The organism is Sphingomonas sp. (genome assembly GCF_041661825.1).
In the GTDB taxonomy this organism is placed as follows: Bacteria; Pseudomonadota; Alphaproteobacteria; order Sphingomonadales; family Sphingomonadaceae; genus Sphingomonas.
Window position 1 is genome coordinate 1,115,813 of record NZ_JBAZTU010000003.1, and the last position, 24,103, is coordinate 1,139,915.

General features: G+C 65.5%; 32 protein-coding genes and 2 tRNA genes. 19 read left to right on the forward strand and 15 right to left on the reverse strand.

Annotation, left to right across the window (positions count from 1 at the left end):
* Positions 1-42 precede the first annotated feature (42 nt).
* The 3 genes from WC729_RS18260 to WC729_RS18270 are packed head-to-tail and all read left to right on the forward strand — an operon-like array spanning position 43 to position 1,677.
* Complete coding sequence (locus WC729_RS18260; protein WP_372855341.1) at positions 43-525, forward strand: UPF0262 family protein; 483 nt, start codon at positions 43-45, stop codon at positions 523-525.
* Between the two features lie 4 nt (positions 526-529).
* Positions 530-1,219, forward strand: coding sequence for a glycoside hydrolase family 25 protein (locus WC729_RS18265; protein WP_372855343.1), 690 nt, complete (start codon positions 530-532; stop codon positions 1,217-1,219).
* The gene (locus WC729_RS18270) at positions 1,216-1,677 is read left to right on the forward strand and encodes a cytidine deaminase (protein ID WP_372855345.1); all 462 of its coding nucleotides are present in this window, start codon (positions 1,216-1,218) and stop codon (positions 1,675-1,677) included. Before WC729_RS18265 ends, WC729_RS18270 begins: the two co-directional genes overlap by 4 nt.
* 8 nt (positions 1,678-1,685) lie before the next feature.
* Here the strand turns inward: WC729_RS18270 and WC729_RS18275 are convergent, their stop codons facing one another.
* Positions 1,686-1,874, reverse strand: a complete 189-nt coding sequence (locus tag WC729_RS18275; protein ID WP_372855347.1) for a hypothetical protein — start codon at positions 1,872-1,874, stop codon at positions 1,686-1,688.
* Positions 1,875-2,037: 163 nt separating this feature from the next.
* Here WC729_RS18275 and WC729_RS18280 point away from each other — a divergent pair, with 163 nt between their 5' ends.
* A complete protein-coding gene (locus WC729_RS18280) occupies positions 2,038-2,376 on the forward strand; it encodes an RcnB family protein (RefSeq protein ID WP_372855349.1) in 339 nt (112 codons plus the stop codon).
* Positions 2,377-2,504: 128 nt separating this feature from the next.
* Positions 2,505-3,059, forward strand: coding sequence for a dCTP deaminase (gene dcd / locus WC729_RS18285; RefSeq protein WP_372855351.1), 555 nt, complete (start codon positions 2,505-2,507; stop codon positions 3,057-3,059).
* Between the two features lie 195 nt (positions 3,060-3,254).
* Here dcd and WC729_RS18290 read toward each other — a convergent pair whose 3' ends face one another.
* The 5 genes from WC729_RS18290 to WC729_RS18310 all read right to left on the reverse strand — a co-directional run bounded on the left by WC729_RS18290 (position 3,255) and on the right by WC729_RS18310 (position 6,357).
* Positions 3,255-3,611: a tetratricopeptide repeat protein gene (locus tag WC729_RS18290; RefSeq protein ID WP_372855353.1), complete on the reverse strand. Its 357-nt coding sequence runs from the start codon at positions 3,609-3,611 to the stop codon at positions 3,255-3,257.
* 184 nt (positions 3,612-3,795) lie between these two features.
* Positions 3,796-4,218: an ExbD/TolR family protein gene (locus WC729_RS18295; protein WP_372855355.1), complete on the reverse strand. Its 423-nt coding sequence runs from the start codon at positions 4,216-4,218 to the stop codon at positions 3,796-3,798.
* 33 nt (positions 4,219-4,251) lie between these two features.
* On the reverse strand, positions 4,252-4,737 hold the full coding sequence (locus tag WC729_RS18300; protein ID WP_372855357.1) for an ExbD/TolR family protein: 486 nt from the start codon (positions 4,735-4,737) through the stop codon (positions 4,252-4,254).
* Between the two features lie 94 nt (positions 4,738-4,831).
* Entirely contained in the window at positions 4,832-5,608 is a 777-nt protein-coding gene (locus tag WC729_RS18305; protein WP_372855359.1) for a MotA/TolQ/ExbB proton channel family protein, read from the reverse strand.
* A gap of 89 nt (positions 5,609-5,697) precedes the next feature.
* On the reverse strand, positions 5,698-6,357 hold the full coding sequence (locus WC729_RS18310; RefSeq protein WP_372855361.1) for an energy transducer TonB: 660 nt from the start codon (positions 6,355-6,357) through the stop codon (positions 5,698-5,700).
* Positions 6,358-6,602: 245 nt separating this feature from the next.
* Between WC729_RS18310 and WC729_RS18315 the strand changes: the two genes are divergently transcribed.
* Positions 6,603-7,421, forward strand: a complete 819-nt coding sequence (locus WC729_RS18315; protein ID WP_372855363.1) for a hypothetical protein — start codon at positions 6,603-6,605, stop codon at positions 7,419-7,421.
* Here the strand turns inward: WC729_RS18315 and WC729_RS18320 are convergent.
* The 3 genes from WC729_RS18320 to WC729_RS18330 form a co-directional block, all read right to left on the reverse strand.
* Positions 7,418-7,759 (reverse strand): Rossmann fold domain-containing protein, encoded by a 342-nt coding sequence (locus WC729_RS18320; protein WP_372855365.1) that lies wholly within the window; start codon positions 7,757-7,759, stop codon positions 7,418-7,420. The genes WC729_RS18315 and WC729_RS18320 overlap by 4 nt on opposite strands.
* Positions 7,756-8,127 (reverse strand): dihydroneopterin aldolase, encoded by a 372-nt coding sequence (locus tag WC729_RS18325; RefSeq protein WP_372855367.1) that lies wholly within the window; start codon positions 8,125-8,127, stop codon positions 7,756-7,758. Before WC729_RS18325 ends, WC729_RS18320 begins: the two co-directional genes overlap by 4 nt.
* 61 nt (positions 8,128-8,188) lie before the next feature.
* Complete coding sequence (locus WC729_RS18330) at positions 8,189-8,821, reverse strand: glutathione S-transferase family protein (RefSeq protein WP_372855369.1); 633 nt, start codon at positions 8,819-8,821, stop codon at positions 8,189-8,191.
* Positions 8,822-8,912: 91 nt separating this feature from the next.
* Between WC729_RS18330 and WC729_RS18335 the strand changes: the two genes are divergently transcribed.
* Genes WC729_RS18335 through WC729_RS18350 form a run of 4 tightly spaced genes read left to right on the forward strand, consistent with a single transcriptional unit; the run spans position 8,913 to position 11,825 of the window.
* Complete coding sequence (locus tag WC729_RS18335) at positions 8,913-9,425, forward strand: GNAT family N-acetyltransferase (protein ID WP_372855371.1); 513 nt, start codon at positions 8,913-8,915, stop codon at positions 9,423-9,425.
* A gap of 38 nt (positions 9,426-9,463) precedes the next feature.
* Positions 9,464-10,030 carry a DUF1285 domain-containing protein gene (locus WC729_RS18340; RefSeq protein ID WP_372855373.1) on the forward strand — a complete coding sequence of 189 codons (567 nt, stop codon included), beginning with the start codon at positions 9,464-9,466 and terminating at the stop codon, positions 10,028-10,030.
* A complete protein-coding gene (locus WC729_RS18345) occupies positions 10,027-10,629 on the forward strand; it encodes a CoA pyrophosphatase (RefSeq protein ID WP_372855375.1) in 603 nt (200 codons plus the stop codon). The genes WC729_RS18340 and WC729_RS18345 overlap by 4 nt, the downstream gene beginning before the upstream one ends.
* Positions 10,617-11,825: a CCA tRNA nucleotidyltransferase gene (locus tag WC729_RS18350; RefSeq protein WP_372855377.1), complete on the forward strand. Its 1,209-nt coding sequence runs from the start codon at positions 10,617-10,619 to the stop codon at positions 11,823-11,825. The genes WC729_RS18345 and WC729_RS18350 overlap by 13 nt, the downstream gene beginning before the upstream one ends.
* Here WC729_RS18350 and WC729_RS18355 read toward each other — a convergent pair.
* From WC729_RS18355 to gcvA, 3 genes are all read right to left on the reverse strand, one after another.
* Positions 11,795-13,438, reverse strand: a complete 1,644-nt coding sequence (locus tag WC729_RS18355; protein ID WP_372855379.1) for a putative bifunctional diguanylate cyclase/phosphodiesterase — start codon at positions 13,436-13,438, stop codon at positions 11,795-11,797. The two genes, WC729_RS18350 and WC729_RS18355, sit on opposite strands and share 31 nt — an antisense overlap.
* Positions 13,439-13,585: 147 nt before the next feature.
* Positions 13,586-15,838 (reverse strand): DNA topoisomerase IV subunit A, encoded by a 2,253-nt coding sequence (gene parC, locus WC729_RS18360; protein WP_372855381.1) that lies wholly within the window; start codon positions 15,836-15,838, stop codon positions 13,586-13,588.
* A gap of 39 nt (positions 15,839-15,877) precedes the next feature.
* Positions 15,878-16,777 (reverse strand): transcriptional regulator GcvA, encoded by a 900-nt coding sequence (gene gcvA / locus WC729_RS18365; protein ID WP_372855383.1) that lies wholly within the window; start codon positions 16,775-16,777, stop codon positions 15,878-15,880.
* 113 nt (positions 16,778-16,890) lie between these two features.
* On the opposite strand from gcvA, the gene WC729_RS18370 reads away from it, so the two are divergent.
* From WC729_RS18370 to purC, 5 genes are all read left to right on the forward strand, one after another.
* Complete coding sequence (locus WC729_RS18370) at positions 16,891-17,073, forward strand: hypothetical protein (protein ID WP_372855385.1); 183 nt, start codon at positions 16,891-16,893, stop codon at positions 17,071-17,073.
* A gap of 46 nt (positions 17,074-17,119) precedes the next feature.
* Entirely contained in the window at positions 17,120-18,025 is a 906-nt protein-coding gene (locus WC729_RS18375; RefSeq protein ID WP_372855387.1) for an alpha/beta hydrolase family protein, read from the forward strand.
* Positions 18,022-19,236, forward strand: a complete 1,215-nt coding sequence (kynU, locus tag WC729_RS18380) for a kynureninase (RefSeq protein ID WP_372855389.1) — start codon at positions 18,022-18,024, stop codon at positions 19,234-19,236. The genes WC729_RS18375 and kynU overlap by 4 nt, the downstream gene beginning before the upstream one ends.
* A gap of 64 nt (positions 19,237-19,300) precedes the next feature.
* The gene (locus WC729_RS18385; RefSeq protein WP_372855391.1) at positions 19,301-20,200 is read left to right on the forward strand and encodes a hypothetical protein; all 900 of its coding nucleotides are present in this window, start codon (positions 19,301-19,303) and stop codon (positions 20,198-20,200) included.
* Positions 20,201-20,389: 189 nt separating this feature from the next.
* Entirely contained in the window at positions 20,390-21,169 is a 780-nt protein-coding gene (gene purC, locus WC729_RS18390; protein WP_372855393.1) for a phosphoribosylaminoimidazolesuccinocarboxamide synthase, read from the forward strand.
* Between the two features lie 21 nt (positions 21,170-21,190).
* Here the strand turns inward: purC and WC729_RS18395 are convergent, their stop codons facing one another.
* Positions 21,191-21,340 (reverse strand): hypothetical protein, encoded by a 150-nt coding sequence (locus WC729_RS18395; RefSeq protein ID WP_372855395.1) that lies wholly within the window; start codon positions 21,338-21,340, stop codon positions 21,191-21,193.
* 143 nt (positions 21,341-21,483) lie between these two features.
* On the opposite strand from WC729_RS18395, the gene purS reads away from it, so the two are divergent.
* The 3 genes from purS (at position 21,484) to WC729_RS18410 (ending at position 22,784) form a co-directional block, all read left to right on the forward strand.
* Entirely contained in the window at positions 21,484-21,714 is a 231-nt protein-coding gene (purS, locus tag WC729_RS18400; RefSeq protein WP_372855397.1) for a phosphoribosylformylglycinamidine synthase subunit PurS, read from the forward strand.
* Positions 21,711-22,379: a phosphoribosylformylglycinamidine synthase subunit PurQ gene (gene purQ, locus WC729_RS18405; RefSeq protein ID WP_372855399.1), complete on the forward strand. Its 669-nt coding sequence runs from the start codon at positions 21,711-21,713 to the stop codon at positions 22,377-22,379. The genes purS and purQ overlap by 4 nt, the downstream gene beginning before the upstream one ends.
* A gap of 333 nt (positions 22,380-22,712) precedes the next feature.
* Positions 22,713-22,784 (forward strand) — tRNA-Cys (locus tag WC729_RS18410).
* A 15-nt stretch (positions 22,785-22,799) separates the two neighbouring features.
* Here the strand turns inward: WC729_RS18410 and WC729_RS18415 are convergent.
* Together WC729_RS18415 and WC729_RS18420 are read right to left on the reverse strand one after the other, a co-directional pair.
* A complete protein-coding gene (locus WC729_RS18415) occupies positions 22,800-23,141 on the reverse strand; it encodes a hypothetical protein (RefSeq protein ID WP_372855401.1) in 342 nt (113 codons plus the stop codon).
* Positions 23,134-23,877 (reverse strand): queuosine precursor transporter, encoded by a 744-nt coding sequence (locus WC729_RS18420; protein ID WP_372855403.1) that lies wholly within the window; start codon positions 23,875-23,877, stop codon positions 23,134-23,136. The genes WC729_RS18415 and WC729_RS18420 overlap by 8 nt, the downstream gene beginning before the upstream one ends.
* Before the next feature lie 81 nt (positions 23,878-23,958).
* Between WC729_RS18420 and WC729_RS18425 the strand changes: the two genes are divergently transcribed.
* Positions 23,959-24,035 (forward strand) — tRNA-Arg (locus WC729_RS18425).
* The last annotated feature ends 68 nt before the right edge of the window (positions 24,036-24,103 follow it).

Sequence of the window (24,103 nt, forward strand, 5' to 3'; positions counted from 1 at the left end):
GAGCGTGTTGTTACCGGCCGCCATCCCCTTTACGGGACCGTCATGGCCGACCCGCGCATCATCGCCGTATCCCTCGACGAGCGCACCATATTGTGGCGGTCGGCGGATATCGAGCAGGAACGGCGAATCGCGATCTTCGACCTGGTCGAGGGCAATTATTTCTGCCCGCAACGTCCCTATCCCGACGGCTATGCCGGGCCGTTCCGGATCGCGCTCGCGGTGGAGGACGGCCGGCTCGCCATCGCGATCCACCGCGAGGACGATTCGCATCTCGAGACCTATGTCCTGGCGATGGGGCGCTTCCGGCGACCGATCAAAGACTATTTCGCGATCTGCGACAGCTATTACGAAGCGATCCGAAACGCGACACCTGCCCAGATCGAGACGGTCGACATGGCGCGCCGCGGCATCCACAACGAAGCGGCCGAATTGCTCAGGGAACGGCTGGAGGGCAAGATCGAGATCGATTTCGACACCGCGCGGCGACTCTTCACGCTGATCTGCGTCCTGCATATCAAGGGCTGACGGCGTGGCTTTGCGCCTCTGGGGCCGCCGGATCGGGCGGATCGGCGCGCTGGGCATCGTCCTGGCGCTGACCGGCGTCGTGGCATGGACCTTTGCGCTGAGCTGGCGCCCGTCCGACAAATATGACTTCCAGGGTGTCGACGTGTCCGAGGACCAGGGTGTCATCGACTGGTGGACGGTGAAGGCCGGCGGGGCGGACTTCGCCTATCTGCGCGCAACCTATGGCGCGGATGGCCGGGACGAGCGGTTCGCGACCAACTGGGCGGACACCTATGCCTCGGGCATGCGGCGCGGGGCGCTGCACGTCTATTCGCTGTGTCGGCTCGCCGCCGATCAGGCGAACAATTTCAACACCACGGTACCGCGCGTCAGCGACGCCCTGCCCGCGGCGGTGGAGATCGATTTCGATCCGGATTGCGATTCGCGGCCGGTGCGGGGCGTGGTGCTCGGCGAAATCCGGCGGTTCCTGACCATGGTCGAATCGCACACCGGCAAGCCGGCCCTAATCAAGATCAGCAAGCGGTTCGAGGCGACCTATCAGGTGACCAGCGCGATCCCCCGGACCATCTGGGCGGTGCAGGATTTCTTTCCGCCCGATTATACGGCAAGGCCATGGCGGATGTGGCAGGCGAACGACATGCGGCGGATCGACGGGATCAACGGCGCGGTGCGCTGGAACGTGGTGGCGCCGTGACCGACGACGACATCGCCATCCGCGATCGCCTGATCGCTGCCGCGCGCGAGGCGGCGCTCCAGGCCCATGCCCCCTATTCGCGCTTCGGCGTCGGCGCAGCGGTGCTACTGACCGACGGCAGCGTGGTGACCGGCACCAATTTCGAGAATGCCAGCTACGGCCTGTCGCTCTGCGCCGAGACCGTGGCGCTCGCGACGACCAACGCCCAGGGGCGGCTGCGCGACGTCGTCGCGATCGGCGTGATCGGCGGCGCGATGGACGCAGCGGGCAAGCCGACCGGCACCAAGCCCGTCGGTCCGTGCGGCCGCTGCCGGCAGGTGATCAACGAAGCGGCACAGCTCGGCAAGCGCGACATCGTGGTGTGGTGCGCGGGTGCCGAGGGCGATGCTTATGAGCGGCATCTCCTGTCGGCGCTGCTGCCGCACGCCTTTGGGCCGGGCGATCTCGGGATCGACTGACCCGCCCCTCAGCGGAACACGGCGCCTACGAGACCAATCGCGAACAAGGTTCCGGCATAGATGAAGGCGATGCGGCGCAGGCTGGAGGCATAGCCGCGGCGCAAAAAGAACCAGACAGAAACCGTCGGAAGCAACAGCATACCGGCGAGCAAAAAGGCGCTCATGCGCCTTGGCTCGCTCTGACAGTCGCGCTTCATTGCTCTTCCCCTTCGCACGGCGGACGGTCGCACGCCCGCAGGCTGCCATCAACCTGGCACTGCATGTCGTTATTATAGCGAAATAAAATGGCCCTATCGGGCCTATTGGAACGTCTGCCGTCGAGGGTCGTATTGAGCGAGGTTAACCAGGAGAACCTCCCCCATGAAGAACAGCATTCGCGCCGGCGTCATCGCCGTGTTGCTCACCACGTCGGTCAGCGTGCCTGCGATCGCGCAGCATCGCCAGCCCTCCCATCCGCAGGCCCATGGCCAGCAGCAGCGTCCATCGTGGCGCGAGGTGACCGCTTCGCGCGGCCACAAATGGCGCAAGGGCCAGAAGCTCGCCCGCAACCAGCGCCGCTATGTGGTCAGCGACTGGAACCGGCGCGGCCTGCGCACGCCGCCGCGCGGCTATCAATGGGTACGCGAGAACAACAATAGCGGCGATTACCTGCTGGTCGCGGTCGCGACGGGCCTGATCGCCAGCATCCTTACCCAGTAAGGGTCCCCGGACGCCTATTGCGGCCGGCGCGCACGCCCTGTGCGCGCCGGCCATTGTCGTTTCGACGCGATCGGTCTTGCCCCGAACGGCCATTCCCGCGAAAGCGGTCGGCTAGAGGGAGGCGCTTTATGTCGATCATGTCGGACCGGTGGATTCGCGAGCAGGCGCTCGCCAACGGCATGATCGAGCCGTTCGTCGATGGCCAGAAGCGCGACGGCTGCATCTCCTACGGCCTGTCATCCTATGGCTATGACGCTCGCGTCTCCGACGAATTCAAGATCTTCACCAATATCGACAGCGTGATCGTCGATCCGAAGGATTTCGCGGCGAACAGCTTCGTCGACCGCAAGACCGATGTCTGCATCATCCCGCCCAACAGCTTCGCGCTGGCGCGGACGGTCGAATATTTCCGGGTGCCGCGCGACGTGCTGGTCATCTGCCTCGGCAAATCGACCTATGCGCGCTGCGGGATCATCGTGAACGTCACCCCGCTCGAGCCCGGGTGGGAGGGACATGTGACGCTGGAATTCTCGAACACCACCCCCCTGCCCGCCAAGATCTATGCGAACGAAGGCGCGTGCCAGTTCCTGTTCCTGGAGGGCAACGAGCCCTGCGAGGTCAGTTATGCCGACCGAGCCGGCAAATATATGGGCCAGCGCGGCGTCACCCTGCCAAGGCTCTAGAAGCGTTAAGTCTGATTTGCAGGCGCGCGCTCCTCTTCAGCCCAAATGAGAAAGGGCCGGACGGACGCCAAAGCGTACCGTCCAGCCCTGTGATGCCGCGATCTCTACCCGGTTGAACGACGCCCTATCGCGGCGAGCGACAGTCCGGTTACGGCTCCCTGAACCCTGGCCCGCCCCGACAAGGGCGTTGCGCCATCAGCGTGAGGACATCTGCCGCGCGTCGAGCCGGGCAAGCCCCGCATTGGCCAGCATGTGCGACGAGGCCGTACGCTCGGCCGTGACGTCCATCAGCATGTCCGGCTGAGCCAGGACCTCCCGATAGAGGGCGCGTGCCTCGTCCTGCCGACCCGTGCTGCGATAGACCGCCGCCAGGTTCAACATCAGTTCGGGACGCGAGGGGAAAATCCGGCGCTCGGCGAGCAGGGTCCGCTCAGCCGTATTGAAATCGCCTTGTTTGATTGCAGTGAACCCGGTGCGGTCGCTCGCGACAGCGGCGCTGCCCGCACCAGCCAGCACAATTCCGGCAATCAGCACTCCAAAACCGATACGCATTGCTCTTCTCCTACCGACCTTTCCACGAAAGGTTTCACTTTTGTGACATCGTTGTGTCACTTCCATGACTATACCGCAACAGTTTTGCGACAGATCGGTTACGGATTTGCGTATCGTCGTTGGACAATAAAAAAGGGCGGCCCCGAAGGACCGCCCTTTCCTGTTTCGTCCCTGATCGAAGCGATCAGAAGTCGTTGCGATACTGCTCGTTGCCGATGAAGCCGAGCTTGGTCACGCCAGAGCGCTTGATCACCGCGAGAACCTCATCGACCCGCGCGTAGCGCGCCTGGGGATCCGGCTGGAAGTGCAGCTCGGGTTCCGGGTTGATGGCCTTGGTCGCCTCCAGATATTGCTGGAGCGTGACCTTGTCGACCGGCGCACCGTTCCAGGCGATCGTGCCTGCCGGGTCGATCGTGACCTTGTTCTTCTGCGGATCGATCGGCGGCGGCTGGTTGTTCGGGTCGTTGATCGGAAGATCGACCTTCACCGCATGCGTCTGGATCGGAATGGTGATGATGAACATGATGAGGAGCACGAGCATGACGTCGATAAGCGGCGTCGTGTTCAGATCCATCATCGGCTGGCCATCATCGGAGCCACCGCTCATTGACATATCAAATTACTCCTAAGCTCTGACCGGTCACATGCGCTCGGCGTTGCCGCCGGGCGGAGGCTCGGAAATGAAGCCGACCTTGGCAAAGCCTGCCATCTGCATCGTGTAGATCGCACCGCCAACGCAGCGATACGGTACGTTCACGTCACCACGGATATGCGCTTCGGGAAGTTCCAGATCGGGATTGCCCACGCCACCCTGGCGCGCAATCTCGTCCCTCAGCTTCTTCACCGCGCGTTCGAGCAGCTCAGTGTGAGTCACCGGTGCGGTGCCCCAATAGATGCCGCAGGTACCATCCGGCTTGGTCAGAATCGAAAGCGACACATTCTCGGGCTTCGTGGTCGTGGGGTCGTAACGAATGTCGGGAAGCTTCAGCTTCACCGCCTGCAACACGACGGGCACCGCGATCAGGAAGATGATGAGCAGAACCAACATGACGTCCACCATCGGGGTCGTGTTGATGTCCGACATCGGCTTTTCTTCGGCGCCATCGCCGCCAACGCTAATTGCCATTGAGGACTATCCTATCCTTGCAACTGCGCCGCCGGGAAACTCCGGCGGCGAGGAGGCGGGGCGCCGCCGACGTGGCGCGCGCCCCGCCCCGTCATCAGCGTGCTGCCGTGGTGGTCGCAGCTGCCGGCTTCGCTGCCGGAGCCGCCGCACCCTTACGAACAACCGGGCGAACCGCGCCGTCAGACGCCAGGTAGCCGAGCACGTCGTTCGAGAACGCGTTCAGATCTTCGGCGATCGACTTGTTGCGACGCTGCAGCCAGTTGTAGGCGAGCACCGCCGGAACGGCGACGACGAGACCGAGGGCGGTCATGATCAGCGCCTCACCGACCGGGCCGGCGACGGCGTCGATCGATGCCTGACCGGCAGCGCCGATCTTGATGAGCGCGCGGTAGATGCCGATAACCGTACCGAACAGACCGATGAACGGCGCGGTCGCGCCGACGGTCGCGAGGAACGCCAGGCCCGAGTTCAGCTGCGAGTTGATCGTCGCTTCCGAACGCGCGAGCGAACCGTGCAGCCAGTCATGAGCCTCGACCGGATCGGTCAGGCGGGTATGCTGCTCCTGAGCCGACAGGCCGTCATCGACGATCTGCTTGTAAGCCGAGTTCTTCTCGAGCTTGGCCGAAGCCTCACGCAGGCTGTTGGCATTCCAGAAGCCGCTGCGCACGCGCTTGTACTGGTTGATCACCTTCTGCTGCTCGAACAGCTTGGTGAACAGGATGTAGAGCGAGACGAAAAGCATGAGCACGAGAATGCCGAACACGGTCTGAGAGATCAGGCCGCCTTCGCGAAGGGCGGGGACCAGACCGTACGGGTTGTCGCCCTTGGGGGCGGCTGCTGCGGCGCCGGCCGCAAGGATGGTGGTGAGCATTTTGGTTGGTTTCCTCTAGGCTGTATTTTTTACTGTCAAATCATCTGGAAACGGCCCGGGCACGACGCGCCGGGCCGAATCCCTAACCCTCAATCCTCAGGCAGCACCCACTTGACCGGCAAGTTGACGTTCGTGACCATGGGCTGGCCATTCTCGTCCTTTGCCGGGGTGTAGCGCACCCTGCTGCGTGCAATGCGGCACGTCGTATCGTCCAGCGAGCTGTTACCGCTCGACGTGGAGATCGTGCACGCTGACACGCGGCCATCGATACCGACGGTCAGCCTTGCAACCACACGACCCTGGGCACCGGCGCGAATCGCCTCCGATGGGTAGGAATCGTTGTTGAAGAACTGGCCAGGGTTACCCTTGAGGCCGGCCGCCTGCGACACGCGGGGCGGCGCTGGCGGTGGAGGCGGCGGGGCAGCAACCGGCGTCGGCACATATACCGGCGGCGGAGCCTGCACCGTCTGGATGACGACTTGCGGCGGCGCCTGGGTCTGCACGATCGGCGGCGGCGAGACGACCGGAGGCGGCTCGAGCGGCTGATCTGGCGGAGGGGGCGGCGGCTCGTCAGGCGGCGGGGGCGGCGGCTCCTCGACGTCGAAGGTCTTCAACTTCTCCGACATAGCCTTCACGTATTTATACGTGAGACCGGTGACGAAGGCGTAACCCATGACGGCGACGATCACCGACACGATCACGATCGCCACCACGCGGTTGCCGCTTACATTACGGTCAGCATAAGCCATTCAGAAACGAAACTCCTCTATCCGTACACGACGCGTATCGCCGATCCGTAACGTCCGTTCGTTCGATCCGCCTGTCATGGGCTGATGTATCCTTGGACAGTGGCGATCCTATATGACCCCCAAAACCCTGACGCAAACGCTTTGTCTCGCGCAACAAACGTACAATCCCGACGTGGCAGAATTATTTCTGTATAAGATCGGTACGAACGCGTAACCCCCCGGGCATGATTCCTGTTCCGAAACTCATGCTTGCGGTGGCTTTCGCAGCAGCCGCAAATGCCGCCTCCGCCCAGCAACGGCCGCCGATTCCCGCCGATTCGGTGGTAGTTACGCCTCCTTATGCGGACTATGCCGATCTGGTCCTCGCGGCCCCTACGATCGTCGATGCGACCATCCGCAGCGCCACCCGGCTGAAAGGCCCGGACGCGGCCGGCGTCGAGACCGGGAAGGCCCGCCTTTATGTAGAGGTCGACGTGCTGGCACTGATTCGCGGCGCTGCAGCATTGCCGCCGCGAATCGCCTATGTGCTCGACGTACCGGTCAATGCGCGGGGCCAGCTGCCCAAGTTGCGCAAGCTGCGCGTCCTGCTCTTCGCCCGGCCCGTTCCGGGTAACGGAGCACTGATTCAGCTCGTCCGGCCCGACGCACAGCGCAACTGGACGCCTGGCGCCGACGCACTGACCCGGCGAATCACCCAGGAGACGCTGAACCCCGACGCACCGCCGAAGGTGACGGGAATCGGCAACGCCTTCCATGTCGCGGGCGACCTGCCGGGATCGGGTGAAACGCAGATATTCCTCACCACGGCCGATAGCCGGCCCGTTTCGCTGGGCATCCAGCGCACCCAGGGGGAACAGCCGCGCTGGTCCGTGGCGCTGAGCGAGCTAGTCGGCGAAGGTGCCACCCCGCCCGCTCGCGATACGCTCTTATGGTATCGCCTTGCCTGCGCATTGCCACCGACGCTTCCGGACGCGAGCGTGGCGTCCCTCGCCGAAAGCGATGCTGCCATTGCGCGCGAAGACTATCGCCTGGTGATTCGCTCGCTGGGCCCCTGCACCCGCTAACCCTGAGCGACGACCGTCAGGACCTGTCCTGTGGTGGAACACGCCGCAGCGAGGAATCGGGCCGAGGCGGCGACATCCTCAACAGCGGCCCCGGCCATCACGTCGATCGCCCCGATTCGGGCATGCGGTGCCTTCTCGATCGCGAGCGGACCGATCGCGGCGATCAGCATGGCACGGTCGATCGACTGAATCGACGAGTCGATCAGCAGCAGGACGACCTCGCCCTCGGCTGCGCGCAGCAATTCCACGACCTCCCCTGCCCGCCCGGCCCGGGCACTGACCAGGGACGCGCCGGAAACCGTCGCAAGCGAGTCGCGAACGGTTTCCTCCAGCGTCATTTGCGGTGGCGGATAAGCGTGATGCCGATCGATTCGCCGGCTTCGGAGATCGCCAGCTTGACGATCTTCACCATGACCCGCGCGACGCGCTTGTCCTGCAGGAACAGAGTCTCGGCGATATGGTCGGCGACACCCTCGACCAGGGTGAAATGCACGCCCTCGGGCAGCGCGGTCGTCGCCGCGCGCTTGAGATCGAGATAATTCTTGGTCGCACCGAGCGGCGAATCGGGCGCGAAATGCGCCGGGCAGTCGAGATCGACCGTCAGCGAGATGCGCAGCGGCTGCGGCAAATGGGTTTCTTCGGAATAGATGCCGGTCAGTACCGGCACTTCGAGATCATGCACTTCAAGGCTGAGACGATCGTCCAAGCGCTGCCCTTTCATGGTGTGGCGGGCGCCATAGCAGATGAGGGAGCGGTGGAAAGCCGCGTCAGGCGGCGGCGCTTGGCCGGGCGCTGACGGCGGCATGCCAGCGTGCGACGCCGCGGCAGCTCTCCGGGACCTGGAATTTGGCGGCGCGGGCGAAATCGATCGTCACCAGCGCGCTGATATCGGCGAAGCTGAAGGCATCGGTCGCGATCCAGTCGCGATCCGCCAGCCGCGCGTCGAGCGAGTCGATAAAGGCTCCCCACATGATGAGGCCGCGCGCGCCGAGCTCCGGTATCTGCGGCATGGCCGGCCATTTGCCGGGCGCGGCGCGATCCTGGAAGGCCGGATGCACGTTGCGGAAGGCGTAGACGGCGGCGGCATAACCGTCCGATTCGATTCGCCTAGTCCAGGATTCGATCCGCCCGATATCGAGCGGGTTGGTGCCGAACAGGGAGGGCGCCGGCTGCACCGCCTCGAAATAGCGGCAGATCGCGGCCGATTCGCAGATCACTTCGCCATCGTCGAGTTCGAGCGCGGGCACGGCACCGCGCGGATTGACCGTGAGATAGGGGTCGGCGAGCTGCTCGTTGCGGCGCAGATCGACCATCACCCGCTCGATCTCGATGCCCTTCTCCGCGAGGAAGATGCGCACGCGCCGCGGGCTTGGGGCGAATTCGGCATCGTACAGCTTCATTGGACGACTCAATTCGGCTTGCGTTCAGGCCTGCCGAGGCTAAAGCGCGCGGCCCCGTGCGTCCATGCCGGGACTCGATGGAGCAACCACATTGATCAGCATCGTGCCGATTTCCGACGTTGAACCGCAGGCGGTGGAGCATCTGCTCGACCGCGCGTTCGGCACGGGCCGGCACGAGCGAACCGCCTACCGGATTCGCGAGGGCATGCCCGCGATTCCCCGGCTGAGCTTCGCGGCGCTGGAAAAGGATGCGCTGGTCGGCACGATCCAATGCTGGCCGATCCTGTTCGACGGCGATGACGGCCGGGACGTACCGCTGGTGATGGTCGGGCCAGTCGCGGTCGAGCCGGCGCGCCAGCGCGACGGGATCGGGCGCGACCTGATGCTCTCGGCGCTGAACGCCGCCGTCGCCACGGGCGATGCGGCGGCGCTGATGCTGATCGGCGACCCGGAATATTATGGGCGTTTCTTCGGCTTCACCGCGGATCGCACCACCGAATGGCGCGTGCCGGGTCCGGTCGAGCAACGCCGGCTGCTAGCCATGGGCGATTCGGTCCCGAACGGCGGCGGCATGCTCGGTCCGCGAATCGCCGCGCTCGCCTGACGCTTTACGCCCGGGCGGGGCTGCCGTACCGCGACGCGATGCCGATGGACCCCCTCCCCGATCTTGCCGCGCTGTCGCTCGCCGATATCGCGCGCCTGGCCGAGGAGCGGAAACTGCCGCCGGTCGAGCGCTGGAACCCGACTCATTGCGGGGACAGCGAGATGCGCATCGCGCGCGACGGCACCTGGTTCCATCAGGGATCGCCGATCGGGCGCCAGGCGATGGTCAGGCTGTTCTCGACGATCCTCCGGCGCGAGGCGGACGGGAGCTATGTGCTGGTCACACCGGTCGAGAAGCTCGATATCGCGGTCGAGGATGTCCCCTTTGTCGCGGTCGAGATGAAGACCGAGGGCGAAGGGCGCGAGGCGCGGATGGCGTTCCGGCTGAACACCGGCGACCTGGTGACCGCCGGGGCCGAGCATCCGCTCCGCTTCGAGGAGCGCGAGGATGGCCCGCGCCCCTATCTGCACGTCCGCGGCGGGCTCGAGGCGCTGGTTGCGCGTCCCGTCTATTACGATCTCGCCGCGATGGCGCTGGCGAGCGACGATGTGCCGCCGGGCGTGTGGAGCAGCGGCATTTTTTTCGCATTGGAACCGACTGAATGAGCCTCGCCGACCGCCTGCGCAACGCGCTCGAGACCGGGCATGGCATCGATACCGTGTTGCTGACCGGGGATCACCGCGACCTGGAGCTCGACCAGTCGGCGCCGTTGATGAACGCCGCGGTGCTGGTCGCCGTGACTGACCGGCCCGAGCCCGGCGTGATCCTGACCCAGCGCACCGACACGCTGTCGCGCCACCCCGGGCAGGTCGCCTTTCCCGGCGGCCGGATCGATCCGGGCGACAGCGGCGCGATCGACGCGGCACTGCGCGAGGCGGAAGAAGAGATCGCCCTGCCGCGCGGCCAGGTGATCGTGATCGGCGAGGCCGACCGCTACCGCACCGTCACCGGATTCGAAGTGACCCCGGTGATCGGTATCGTCCCACCCGACCTGATCCTGATCCCGAGCGCGGCCGAGGTGGCACAGGTATTCGAGGTGCCGCTCGATTTCGTGCTCGACACCAGCAACCATATCGAGGTGGCGGTCGAGTGGCAGGGCCGTAACCGGCATTATTACGAGATCACCTGGGACGGGCATCGCATCTGGGGTGCGACCGCCGCGATGATCGTCAACCTTTCCCGGCGGCTGCGATGGAACGGATGATTCTGCCCCATGCCGCGTGGCGCGCGCGCGAAGGGCTGACCAAGCTCTGCGGCGTGCTCGGCGCGGCGGAGGGCAAGGTGCGTTTCGTCGGCGGCGCGGTGCGCGACACCTTGCTCGGCATCGATGTCGCCGATGTCGATCTGGCGACAACTCATTCGCCCGAGCGCGTGATCGCACTGCTCAAGGACAATGATATCAAGGCAGTGCCGACCGGCTTGGCGCACGGCACGATAACGGCGGTGCTACCGGGCGGTGTTCCGGTCGAGGTGACGACCCTGCGCTCAGACGTCGCGACGGACGGGCGTCACGCGACCGTCGCCTTCACCGACGACTGGCAGGAGGACGCGGCACGGCGCGATTTCACGATGAACGCGCTCTATGCCGATCCGTTGACCGGCAAGATCTTCGATTATTTCGGCGGGATCGACGACCTCGCGGCCCGGCGGGTGCGCTTCATCGGCGATCCCCTGAAGCGTATCGCCGAGGATCACTTGCGCATCCTGCGCTTCTTCCGCTTCCATGCGCGGTTCGGCGACGCGCCGGATCAGGCTGGGATCGATGCCTGTACCGAGCGGGCGAACGACCTGATGGCCCTCTCGCGCGAAAGGATCGCGGCCGAGCTGGTGCGCTTGCTGGTCGCAGTGCACGCGGTGCGGGTGGTCGAGTTGATGATCGAGCGACGCATCTTCGCGCCGGTGCTGCCCGAGATCGACAGTGCCGCGCGGCTGGCTCGGCTGGCCGCGCGCGAAGCGGGAGCGGGAATCGCGCCCGACCCGATCCGGCGGCTCGCGGCGCTGATCCCGGCCGACACCAGGGTGGCGGACGATGTCGGCGCGCGGTTGAAGCTGTCCAAGGTCGAGCGGCGCCGGCTGATCAGCGCAACCGAACCCGTGGGCGAGGAACCCGCGACGGTGATCGGCTATCGGCTCGGGAAGGCTCTCGCGATCGACCGGCTACTGCTGTCGGATCGACCGGAGAGCGAGGCTGCCTCGCTGATCGACTGGGAAGCGCCTGCCCTGCCGCTCACCGGAGGTGCCCTGGTCGAGCGCGGGCTGCGCAAGGGGCCCGAGGTCGCGACGACGCTACGCCTGATCGAGGAGCAATGGATCGCCGAGGGCTTTCCCGATGCGGCGCGTGTCGAGCGAATCGCCGACGCGACGGTGGCTCAGTTCCTGCGGGCTTCCAACAGCGCATAGGCAGCATCGGCCTCGAGCGGCCGCGCATAGACGAACCCCTGACCATAGGTGCAGCCGAGCGCGGCGAGCGTCTGGCCGAGCTCGTTGGTCTCGATCCCTTCCGCCGTGGTCTGCATGCCCAGCGCCTGGGCGAGCGACAGGATGGCGCGCACGATCGCGATCTTGTCGCGGTCGGCGAGCATGCCAGTGACGAAGCTGCGGTCGATCTTGAGGATGTCGATCGGCAGCTTCTGAAGATAGGCGAGGTTCGAATAGCCGGTACCGAAATCGTCCATCGCCAGCGTGGTGCCCAGGCCCTTCAGCGCATGCATGATGCCGGCGATGCGATCGGGATCGCTGACCAACGCGCTTTCGGTAAGCTCCAGGGTGAAGCGCGATCCCTCCAGCCCGTTGGCGGCCAGCGCGCGTTCCACCACCGGCGCGATGACGTCGCGCTGCAGCTGGATCGCCGACAGGTTGACCGCAAGCTTCACACCGCAATGACCGCCGGCCCGGCGATCCCACAGGGCGAGCGTGCGCGCCGCCTCCTCGATCGCCCAGCGGCCGAGGGGTACGATCAGCCCGGATTCCTCGGCAACCGGGATGAAATCGCACGGCGAATATTCGGTGCCGTTCTCGTCCGCCCAGCGCGCCAGCGATTCGAAGCAGACAATCTGCCCGGTCGCGAGATCGCAGATCGGCTGATAGGTCAGGCGCATCTGGCCGCGGTCGAGCGCGCGGCGCAGCGCCGTCTCCATGCCGAACTGCTCGCGCGCGATGTCGAAGGCCTGAGTCTGATAGGCCTCGGCCCGGCCGCTTGTCTTGGAACGCCGCACTGCGAATTGCGCGTGGCGGATCAGCTCCTCGGCATCGTCGACGTCGCTCGATCCGAAGGCGATGCCGATCGAGCAGGCGACGCGGATCTCGAAATCGGAGAGGCGGAAAGGGGTGGACAACGCGTTCTGGATTCTCTTTGCGAGATGATCGGCGTCGCCCGGCCCCTCCTCAAGGGTCATCAGGATACCGAATTCGTCGCCGCCGGTGCGCGCCAGCACATCATGCGCCCGGAGCGCGCCCTTGAGCCGGCGGGCAACGGTGATGAGCAGCTCGTCGCCCGCCATCGAGCCGAGACAGGCATTGACCCGGCTGAACCGGTCGAGGTCGACGATCAGCACGGCATAGCGCGCGCGCTGCGCGGTATCGTCGATCAGCGATTCGAGGTGATCGCTGAAGCCCGCGCGGTTGGCCAGGCCGGTCAGGCTGTCCGTCATCATCTCGCGACGGAGATTATGTTCGGTGCGCAGCTCCGACGTCTGGTCGATCAGGGTGATCAGGCAGCGGCCCTCGGGATTGCGCGTCAGGCGAGCCAGCGTCACCTGATAATAACGGCAATCGACCGCGTCGCCGAACTGCCAGGGGAAATCCTCCCGCAGCGAATCGCTTTCGATGAAGTTGGTGATGCGCGCGGCGATCAGCGCGATCAGCGGCGACGCGCCAGTCGTGGCGCCGAGGCCGGCAAGACGAAAAGGCCGGTTCGCCATCTGAATGGCGACGCTCCCGCCAGATGCGACGACGATCGCGGCGGGGATCGGAAGAAGATCGAAGGTCGCGGCGATGCGGTCGGCGTCGCTCATGCGTGATTCATCGGCCTCCATCACCATGGGAGGCTCTTCCGTCTTCAAGACCCGGGACCTGAACGACATCATCCAGGGTAGCGCTACTTCAAACAGGTTAAGACCGGCTGAAGCTTGGGCCGTATTTCAGCCACTTGATCCCATGAATCAGAAGCGATTGTCTCGGGGAAAACCCGTAGGTGGCATGCGCCCGGCAGCACCCCGCGCCGCGCGCCACGGCGCGAGATCGGTCTCGGTGCGAGTCCGCCCGGTCTCGCCGCCCATCGCCCAGCTCAGGCCATTGGCGAAGACGAAAGTGATCGCATCGGACAGGCCACCGTCGCGGTAACGCTGGAGCTGGACGCCCTGCCCGCGCGACAGCTCGGCCAGTTCCGTGAGCGGGAAGACGAGCAGGCGGCGATTGTCGCCGATCGCCGCGACATAGTCCGCAGCCGGATCGACCGGCCGGACGAGTTTCAGCTTCGCCCCGATTCGCGGCGTCACCACCGTCTTGCCCTTGCGTGTCTCGGCGATCGTATCCGCCGTCTTCACGATGAAACCGCGCCCGTCGGTTGCGGCGACCAGCAGTTTCTCCGCGCGGCTCGCCGGCATCAGCTCGACGATGCCGACATCGCCGTCGAGATCGATCATCGCGCGTACCGGCTCGCCGAAACCACGGCCTCCCGGCAGCTTGTCCGCCGCCAGCGTGTAGAAACGGCCATTCTCGGCCGCGAGCAGGATCTTGTCGGTGGTCTGCGCCGAGAAGTGCAGGAACGGCGCATCGCCCTCCTTGAACTTCAGCTCGGCTGCCGCGGCCGCATCGATATGGCCCTTCATCGCGCGGATCCAGCCGCGCTGCGACAGGATCACGGTGATCGGCTCGCGCTCGATCATCGCCTCGAGCGGGATCTCGCGCGCCGGTGCCGCTTCCTCGATCGTGGTGCGGCGCTTGCCCAGCGCCGTCTCGGGGCCGTAGCGGTCGCGCAGCTTGCCGAAATCGCGCTTGAGGCGGGTGCGCTGGCGTGCGTCGCTGCCGAGCAGCGCCTCGAGCCCGGCCTTCTCGGTCTCGAGCCCGTCGCGCTCCTTGCGCAGCTCCATTTCCTCGAGCCGGCGCAGCGAGCGCAGGCGCATATTGAGGATGGCCTCGGCCTGACGGTCATTGAGCTCGAACTCGGCGATCATGACCGGCTTGGGCTCGTCCTCGGTGCGAATGATCGCAATCACCCGGTCGAGGTTGAGAAAGGCGATGATATAGCCGTCGAGCAGCTCGATGCGGTCGGCGATCTTGGCCAGCCGGTGCGCGGTGCGACGCTGGAGCACGATGAACTGGTGATCGACCCAGCCGAGCAGCGCTTCACGTAAGGACATCACACGCGGGGTGCGGCGCGCGTCGAGCACGTTGAGGTTGAGGCTGACCCGGTTCTCCAGATCGCTCATCCGGAACAGGCTTTCCATCAGCAGGGTCGAGTCGACCGTGCGGCTGCGCGGCTCGATGACGATGCGGACCTCGGAATCGGATTCGTCGCGGATGTCGGCGAGGATCGGCAGCTTCTTGTCGTTGATGATCGTCGCGATCTGCTCGATCAGCTTGCCCTTCTGCACACCGTACGGGATTTCCGTGACGATCGCATTCCAGGTGCCGCGCCCCTGATCCTCGACATGCCAGCGCGCACGGACGCGGAAGCCGCCGCGGCCGGTGGCGTAGGATTCGGCGATCGCGGTCGCGCTGTCGACGACCAGGCCGCCGGTCGGGAAGTCGGGGCCCGTCACATGCTCGAGCACCTGCGCGTCGCTCGCGTTCGGCTGGTCGATCAGCAGGATCGCGGCGTCGAACAGCTCGGCGGCATTGTGCGGCGGGATGCTCGTCGCCATGCCGACCGCGATGCCGGCCGCACCGTTGGCGAGCAGGTTCGGGAACATGCCCGGGAACAGCTCGGGTTCCTGCTCTTCCCCGTTATAGGTCGGGCGGTAATCGACGGCGTCTTCATCGAGGCCGTCCATCAGATCGATCGCAACCTGAGTCAGCCGTGCCTCGGTGTAGCGATAGGCCGCGGCGTTATCGCCATCGATATTGCCGAAATTGCCCTGACCGTCGACCAGCGGGTAGCGCATGGCGAAGCTCTGGGCGAGGCGGACCATCGCGTCATAGACCGACTGGTCGCCATGCGGGTGATATTTGCCGATCACATCGCCGACGACGCGGGCGCATTTCTTGTAACCCTGAGTCGGATCGAGCCGCAGCAGCCGCATCGCCCATAACAGGCGGCGGTGCACGGGCTTCAGCCCGTCGCGGACATCCGGCAGCGAGCGCGCGGTGATCGTCGACAGCGCGTAGACGAGGTATCGCTCGGACAGCGCGCTGTCGAACGGTGCATCGACGATGGCATTGAAGGGATCGGGTTCTAGGATTTCGGTAGGCATTGCCCCCCGGTTAGCAGGCGGAATCGGGCAAGGCTAGGATCACACGGGGCTGGGCAGGTCGCGGGCCAGTTCGGCGAGCAGCCATTCGCGGAATCGCTTGATCTTCGGCACGCTGCGGCGCGGCTCGGGGCAGACCAGCCAATAGGCATAGCCGCGGGTCGAGACATGGTCGAACAGCCGCACCAGCCGCCCCTCGGCCAGATCGTTGCGCCAGAAAAAGGGCGTCAGCATCGCGACGCCCTGGCCCGCCATCGCGGCATGCCCCTCATGCGCCTGGGAATCGAGCCTGACGCCGACGCGGAGCGGCCCATCCGGCGCATCGACGCCGACTTCCTTCAGCCAGTGCGGCCACCAGGGATCGTGCGGGCTGATCAGCGGCAGGCGCAGCAGGTCGGCAGGCTCGAAGCTGGGCCCGTGGCGCCGCAGGAAACCGGGGCTGCACATCGGGGTGAAATCGATCGGGAGCAGCAAATCCTGCGACAGGTCGGGCCAAGGCCCGCGGCCGGCGCGGATCGCGATGTCGACATCGTCAGCGGCGAAATCGGACAATGCGTCGCTGGTCAGCAGGCGCACCGCCATGTCGGGATGCGCCATCTGGAAACTGCCGAGCCGCCAGGCGAGCCAGGTATTGGCGAAGGTATTGGAGGTGGAGACGGTCAACAGCCCCTCATCCTCGGCGCGGATCGTGGCGAACGCCGAATCGAGCGCGTCGAAGGCGCGGCCGACCTGGGGCGCGATGCGCCGCGCGGCTTCGGTCAGCACGACGCGCTTCTTCTCGCGGCGGAACAGCGGCACGCCGAGCCGCTCCTCAAGCAATTTCACCTGATAGCTCACCGCTGCCTGAGTCATGCCGAGCTCAGCCGCGGCGCTCGTGAAATTCTCGTGCCGGGCGGCAGCCTCGAACACACGAACGGCGGAGAGAGGCGGAATGCGACGCATGCATAAAAGATAAGGCAGCCTTATGGATCATGTCCAACGATTTGTTGGCGCGGCATGACGTATCGGCGCATATCCCCTTTGTGTTCAACGCCAAAGCATAGAGGAGAATGGCGATGCGCGACGATTTCCACAGCCAGGCCTGGGCCGAGAACCACCGCCAGCTCAGCACCGCGATCCATAAGCTGGGTCGCTCCGTGTTCGCCGTTTTCGAGAAGCTGCAGGCTTTGCAGTTCGACGCGCCCTGGCGCGTGCGCCAAACCAAGCGCGAGAAGGCGACCTGCGGACCCGCTGCCTGAGGCCGCAGGCTTCGACAGCATGACGTGAAGCGCGTATCGGGGGAGCATGTTACGGCTTGCCTCGGTCGCGCTTCTCGCGTTGATCCCCGCGGTGATGACCGCAACCGACCCTCCCCTGCTCACCTGGGACGATCTTTCGGCCCGGCCACGGCCCAGCCCCGATGCAACGATCGCTTATGGCGACGACGAGATGCAGAAGGTCGATGTCTGGGTTCCCAAAGGCGCTCCTGCTTCTGGGGCCTCCTTCCCGACCGTGCTGATGGTCCATGGGGGATGCTGGACGACCAGCATCGCCGACCGGAGCCTGATGAACTGGATCGCCGGCGACCTCCGCGCCAAGGGAATTGCGGTCTGGAATATCGACTATCGCGGCGTCGACCGCCCGGGCGGCGGTTATCCGGGCACTTTCCTGGACGCGGCCGCTGCGGCTGACGCACTGGCCGCGAACGCCGGGCGCTTCCATCTCGACACCAGCCGCATCGTTGCGGTCGGCCATTCCGCCGGCGGGCACCTCGCCTTGTGGCTCGCGGCGCGGCCAAAAGTGCCCAGGGACAGTCCGCTCCGAACCGCCGCCGCCCTCCCGATCGCGCATGTGATCAGCCTGGGCGGTCTGCCCGATCTCGAAGCGACCGCGGCCAGCCCCGACAATGGCTGCGGCGTCGATGTCGTCGTCCAGCTGGTCGGCGCGCCGGGCACGCGGCCGGACGTCTATGCCGACACCTCGGTCCCGCGCCTGCTGCCGATCGGCGTGCCGCAGGACCTGGTCAACGGCCGCGAAGACAGGATCATCCCGGTCCGGTTCGGCACCGACTATGAAGCGCAGGCAAAAAAGGCCGGCGATACGGTCGCGCTTCACTTCGTGCCCGCAACCGGTCATGTCGAACTGGTGACACCCGATACCAATGCCTGGACCGAGACGGTGCGGCTGATCCGCGCGGCGTTCGCCCGATGACCCCGGACGACGCGCGTGCGCTCGACGCAAGCGATCCCTTGCGCGGCTTTCGCGACCGGTTCGCGCTGCCCGAGGGTGTGATCTATCTCGACGGCAATTCGCTTGGCCCCCTGCCGCGCACCAGCAGCCCGGCGCTCAGCGACGCGATCGAGCGGCAATGGGGCCAGCGGCTGATCCGGAGCTGGAACGAGGGCTGGATCGAGGCGCCGCGCCGCATCGGCGCCAAGATCGCCCCGCTGATCGGCGCGGGTGCCGACGAAGTGATCGTGGCCGATTCGACCTCGGCCAACCTGTTCCGGCTGATCGTCGCGGCGCTCCGGCTCGATCCGTCGCGCACGACCGTGGTGAGCGAACTCGGCAACTTCCCGACCGACCTGCACATCGCCGAAGGAGCGGTTGGATGCGTGCCGGGGGCGACCCTTAAAGCGGTGCCGCGCGAGTCGATCGGCGAGGCGCTGGGTAACGACACGGCGCTGCTGCTGCTCACCCATGTCCATTACAAGACCGCCGAGCGGTTCGACATGGCCGCGTGGACCGCGCGAGCGCACGCCGCCGGCGCGCTGGTCCTGTGGGACCTGAGCCACAGCGCCGGCGCGGTGCCGGTCGACCTGAACGGCGCAGGCGCCGATCTCGCGGTCGGCTGCGGTTATAAATATCTGAACGGTGGCCCGGGCGCGCCGGCCTTCCTTCACGTCAACCGCAAATGGCAGGAAAAGCTGGCCAATCCCCTGTCGGGATGGATGGGGCATGCCGCGCCCTTCCTGTTCGAGGACGGTTATCGCCCCGCTTCGGGCATGACTCGCTGGCTGACGGGGACACCCCCGATCCTCGGCCTCGCGGCGCTCGAGGCCGGGGTCGACATCTGGTCCGACGTGCCGGCCGACCAGGTCTGGGCCAAGAGCGCCGCCTTGTTCGACGCTTTCGCCGCAATCGGCGACGATCTCGGTCTGGAATGCGTCTCGCCGCGCGATCCCGCGCGGCGCGGCAGCCATATCAGCTTCCGTCATCCCCAGGCCTACGCGCTGTGCCAGGCGCTGATCGCCCGCGGCGTGATCGGCGATTTCCGCGATCCCGATATCCTGCGCTTTGGCCTGACGCCGCTCTATCTCGGCTTCGAAGACATTGTTCACGCCGGAGAAAAGCTGCGCGACCTGCTCGAAACGGGCTCTTATCTGGACCCGGCATTCTCGAAACGGAACGCCGTCACCTGATCCATCGTTTCCGCGTTAACCATTTCTATACTATGTTCCGCCGCGATCGACGGGGGAAACATCGATGCGAATCGTGGCAGTGGTGGCGGCATTCCTTTTGCTCGCCGGATGCGAACAGGTGCCCAGCCAGAGCGCCGGCGCGGCCGGCACCTCTCCCGATCCATCCGCAAGCCTCGGATCGTCCAGCGCTTTCGATTATCGCTATGCCTTCCGCATGCCCGCCTCGCGCATCGCCTCGGTGCAGGAAAGCCATGCGCATGGCTGCGACCAGCTTGGCCCGGCGCGCTGCCGAATCACCGCCATCCGCTACAATGTCGACGACCAGAACCGGGTCGAGGCGGTCCTCACCCTGAAGCTCGATCCCACGGTCGCGCGTGCCTATGGCAAGGCCGCCACCGATACGGTCACGCGGGCGGGCGGATCGATGACCAAGGCCGATATCGCGGGCGCCGATTCCGGTGCCGCCGCGGGGCGCAGCGACCGGGTGATCGCGCGCTTGCGTGATTCGCTCGGCAATGCCGAGGCGCAGCTGCGCGGCACGGTCTCCCCCGAGCAGCGCGTGCAGCTTTCCGCCAAGGCGGACCGGCTGCGCACCGCAATCGCCACGATCGGCGAGGTCGATCAGGGCGCCGGCACCTCCGTCGCCACGACGCCGGTGATCCTCACCTACGCCTCGGGCGGCGCAGGCGGCGGCCTGGGCGCTTCGGACGCGACCTTCGACACGGCGGGCCAGACCTTGCTGTCGTCATTGGCAGGGCTGGCGACGGTGCTCGCCGGCGTCGGCCCCTGGTTGCTGCTGCTGCTGGGCGGCGCGCTGGTCCTGCGCAGGATCGTGCAGGGCCCTGCCGACCAGGCACTCGCCCCCGAGCTGCCGCCCGCGCCGCGTGAGACCGGCGAGGACCGCAACGTGATCCAGCGCTGGTTCGCGCGCGACGAGCATCGCGAACGGGAAACCGTCGACTAGAGACCATCATTCCTTTCCTTTGGGAGAGGACGAGCGGCTGCACATCGTCCCAACAGTCGCTCTATCCGTAGAACCCCGCGGCCAAGCTGATTGCGCCCCCGGCACCCTTCCGATATAGCGCCGGTCTTCCGGCCCCGGCCTGCGCATCCGCGCCGCCGGGGCTGCTCATTTTCCGAGGGTAACGCCATCATGGCTCGCCGCCGCCAGATCTACGAAGGCAAAGCCAAGATCCTCTACGAGGGTCCCGAACCCGGCACCTTGATCCAGTATTTCAAGGACGACGCGACCGCGTTCAACGCCCAGAAAAAGGGGACGATCAGCGGCAAGGGCGTGCTGAACAACCGCATCTCCGAGCATGTCTTCACCCTGCTGGGCCATATCGGCGTGCCGACCCACTTCATCCGCCGCCTCAACATGCGCGAGCAGTTGATCCGCCAGGTCGAGATCATCCCGGTCGAGGTCGTGATCCGCAATGTCGCAGCCGGATCGCTGTCGACGCGCCTCGGCATCGAAGAGGGTACGCAGCTGCCCCGCACGATCATCGAATATTATTACAAGGACGACGCGCTCGGCGATCCGATGATCACTGACGAGCATATCGCGGCGTTCGGCTGGGCGAGCCAGGAGGAGATGCACGACATCGCCGACCTGGCCATCCGCGTGAACGATTTCCTGTGCGGCCTCTTTGCCGGCATCGGCATCCGCCTCGTCGACTTCAAGCTCGAATTCGGCCGCATCTGGGACAATGACTATGCCCGGGTGATCCTCGCCGACGAGATCAGCCCCGATGGCTGCCGCCTGTGGGACATGGAAACCAACGAGAAACTCGACAAGGACCGGTTCCGTCGCGATCTCGGCGGCGAAGTCGAGGCCTATCAGGAAGTCGCGCGTCGCCTTGGCCTGCTGCCCGAAGGTGCCGACGGCGCGGTGCTCGACCTCGAGAAGCACCGGCTGAGCAAGGGCAAATAAGCCCCTCGGAGTCGTTCCGCTTCAGCCCTTCACCCGGTAGCCGCCGATGATGCCGAAGATATAGGCGCTGAACAATGCAAGCTGGACGCGGCCACTCGGGTCGCTCCAGCCGAAATATTGCCCGCCGAACGCGAACAGCGCGATGAACATGATCGTTGCCAGAGTGGCCATGGCTGAAACTCCCTACCCCGCCCCTGCCCCGCACAGGACGCAGCCAAAGGCTGCTCCGGGCGCGTAAATTTTCCATGAAGCTTGCGGCAGGGCGCTGCGCTCGCCATAGGGTCGCCAACCAATCCCAAGCCCAGGAAACGCTCATGAAGCTTCGCATCTTCGTCACGCTGAAGAACGGCGTGCTCGATCCGCAAGGCAAGGCGATCCACAAGGCGCTGGACGGCCTCGGCTTTGCCGGGATCAACGATGTCCGTGCCGGCAAGCTGATCGAGCTCGACGTGGACGACGGCACCACCGACGCGAGCATCGACGAGATGTGCCGCAAGCTGCTCGCCAACACCGTGATCGAAAACTACCGGGTGGAACGGGCATGAAGACAGCGGTCATCGTCTTTCCGGGCTCCAATTGCGACCGCGACCTCGCCGTCGCGCTCGAAGCCGTCACCGGCGTGAAGCCGGCCATGGTGTGGCATGGCGAGACCAGCCTGCCTGACGGCACCGGCCTCGTCGCCCTGCCCGGCGGCTTCTCCTATGGCGACTATCTGCGTTCCGGCGCGGTGGCTGCGCGATCGCCGGTGATGCGAGCGGTGGTCGAGGCCGCGGAACGCGGGCTGCCAGTGCTCGGCGTCTGCAACGGTTTCCAGGTACTGACCGAGACCGGCCTGCTCCCGGGCGCGCTGATGCGCAACGAAGGCCTGGACTTCGTCTGCCGCGACGTCGAACTGACCGTCGCCAATGCGCAGTCCGCCTTCACCAGCCGCTATGGCCAGGGCGAGACGATCACTGTCCCCGTCGCCCATCACGACGGCAATTATTTCGCGGATTCGGAGACGCTCGACCGGCTCGAAGGCGAAGGCCGCGTCGCCTTCCGCTATGCCGGTCAGGTCAACGGGTCGGCGCGCAAGATCGCCGGTGTGCTCAATGCCGCGGGCAATGTGCTGGGCATGATGCCGCATCCGGAACGCCGCATCGAAGCGGCCCATGGCGGCGTGGACGGCCGGCGGCTGTTCGAAGGCCTGCTCGAGACCGTCGGGGCCTGAACCCGAATTTAGCCAAATAGGCTATTGCATTGCGGATCGACCGCTGTCATAGCCGGATCATGGCCATGACCATCCCCTTCGCGCAACCGCGCCTCGCCAGCTGTCGACATTGACGCTCGCATAGCTGCGCCCTGCATTCGGGGCGCGGCACGATAAGGGGTGCCCGCTTCGTCGGCGGAACGGCGCGGGATCCGATCCCGTTTCCTCACCTCTGAAAATCCCCAGAATTCTGCTGCCTTCAGGCGTGGCCGAACGCAATATAGTGCGCGGCCGGTCTGTGATTCCGGTGCCAGCGGGTGCAAATCCCGCCGGTCACTCCTGAGGGCAGCAGTCGTCCGAGTGGCGAAATGGGAACGCAGCGGACTGCAAATCCGCCATGAGCCGGTTCGATTCCGGCCTCGGACTCCCTTTTATTGTAACCTATTCGGTTATCTCTCTGGCGCGGAACAGGTGCGTGTAGCGCACCAGCAGAGTGAGCGCGGCCGGCCAGAAACAGGTATTCCAGATATCGTGCCAGTTCGCCGCGAGCTCAGGCTTCACGTTGATCACGATCACGTCGCGAATGTCCCATGCCTCGCCCGCTACGGCGAAGGCCAAGACCACCAGCCAGGGGCGCCAGTCACCCACCCGCCATTTGAACAGCCGCGCTGCCCCGAACAGGATCAGCAGGCCGATATAGACGTGCAGCGCATCCTTGGAGAGCCCGCTATGGTTGGTCAGCCAGAGCTTGCCTTGCTGGAAGGCGCTGAGATGATCAAACACGCGCTTTGAACGGTGTGAAATCGGTGCCTTCGTCGAACACGTCCACGCCCTCGCGGCGTTTCAGGAAATTGACGACGAGATAGGTGACCGGCGTCAGCAGCACTTCCCACGACACCTTCAGCACCCATTGCGTGATCAGCACCTTCAGCACCAGATCGTTGGTCCAGCCCTCGGCATAGAGGAAGGCGAGCGGATAGAAGATCAGGCTGTCCACGCCCTGCCCGGCGATCGTCGAACCGATCGTCCGGGTCCAGAGATGCTTGCCCCTGGTCCAGATCTTCATGCGCGCGAGCACATAGGAATTGACGAACTCGCCCGCCCAGAAAGCGATCATCGAGGCGAACACGATCCGCGGCACCTGGCCGAAGATGACTTCGTATGCAGCCTGGTTCTTCCAGTCGGGCGACGGCGGCAGCGCAACGACGACCCAGGACATGAACGCCATGAAGGCGACCGCGACAAAGCCGGCCCAGATCACCCGCCGGGCGCGGGCATAGCCATAGACCTCGGTCAGCACGTCGCCGATGACATAGCTGATCGGGAAGAACAGGATGCCGGCGCCGAACGGCCACAGGCCGATGCCGGGCAGGTTCACCACCGCCACCTTGCCGGCACCCAGGACGTTGGACAGCAGGATGATCGCGACGAACGCGGCCATCACGAAATCATAATAACGGAAATGGCCCCCGGCCACCTCCCCTGCGCTGACTGTCTTCAGCCCGCTACCGTCCGCCATGCCGTTCCCCAATGTTCGTGCAGGCATTTTATGAAGCCGGTTTCGCCCCCGCGCAATCCGCGCTAATCCCCGCGCCATCGCGCGCCCGTAGCTCAGTTGGATAGAGCACGAGACTTCTAATCTTGAGGCCGCAGGTTCGACTCCTGCCGGGCGCGCCACTGCCTTCCAATAGCCCGGAACCAGGATACCGCAGAGAAGGATGCCAAGGGCCCCAAGCCGGCCCTGG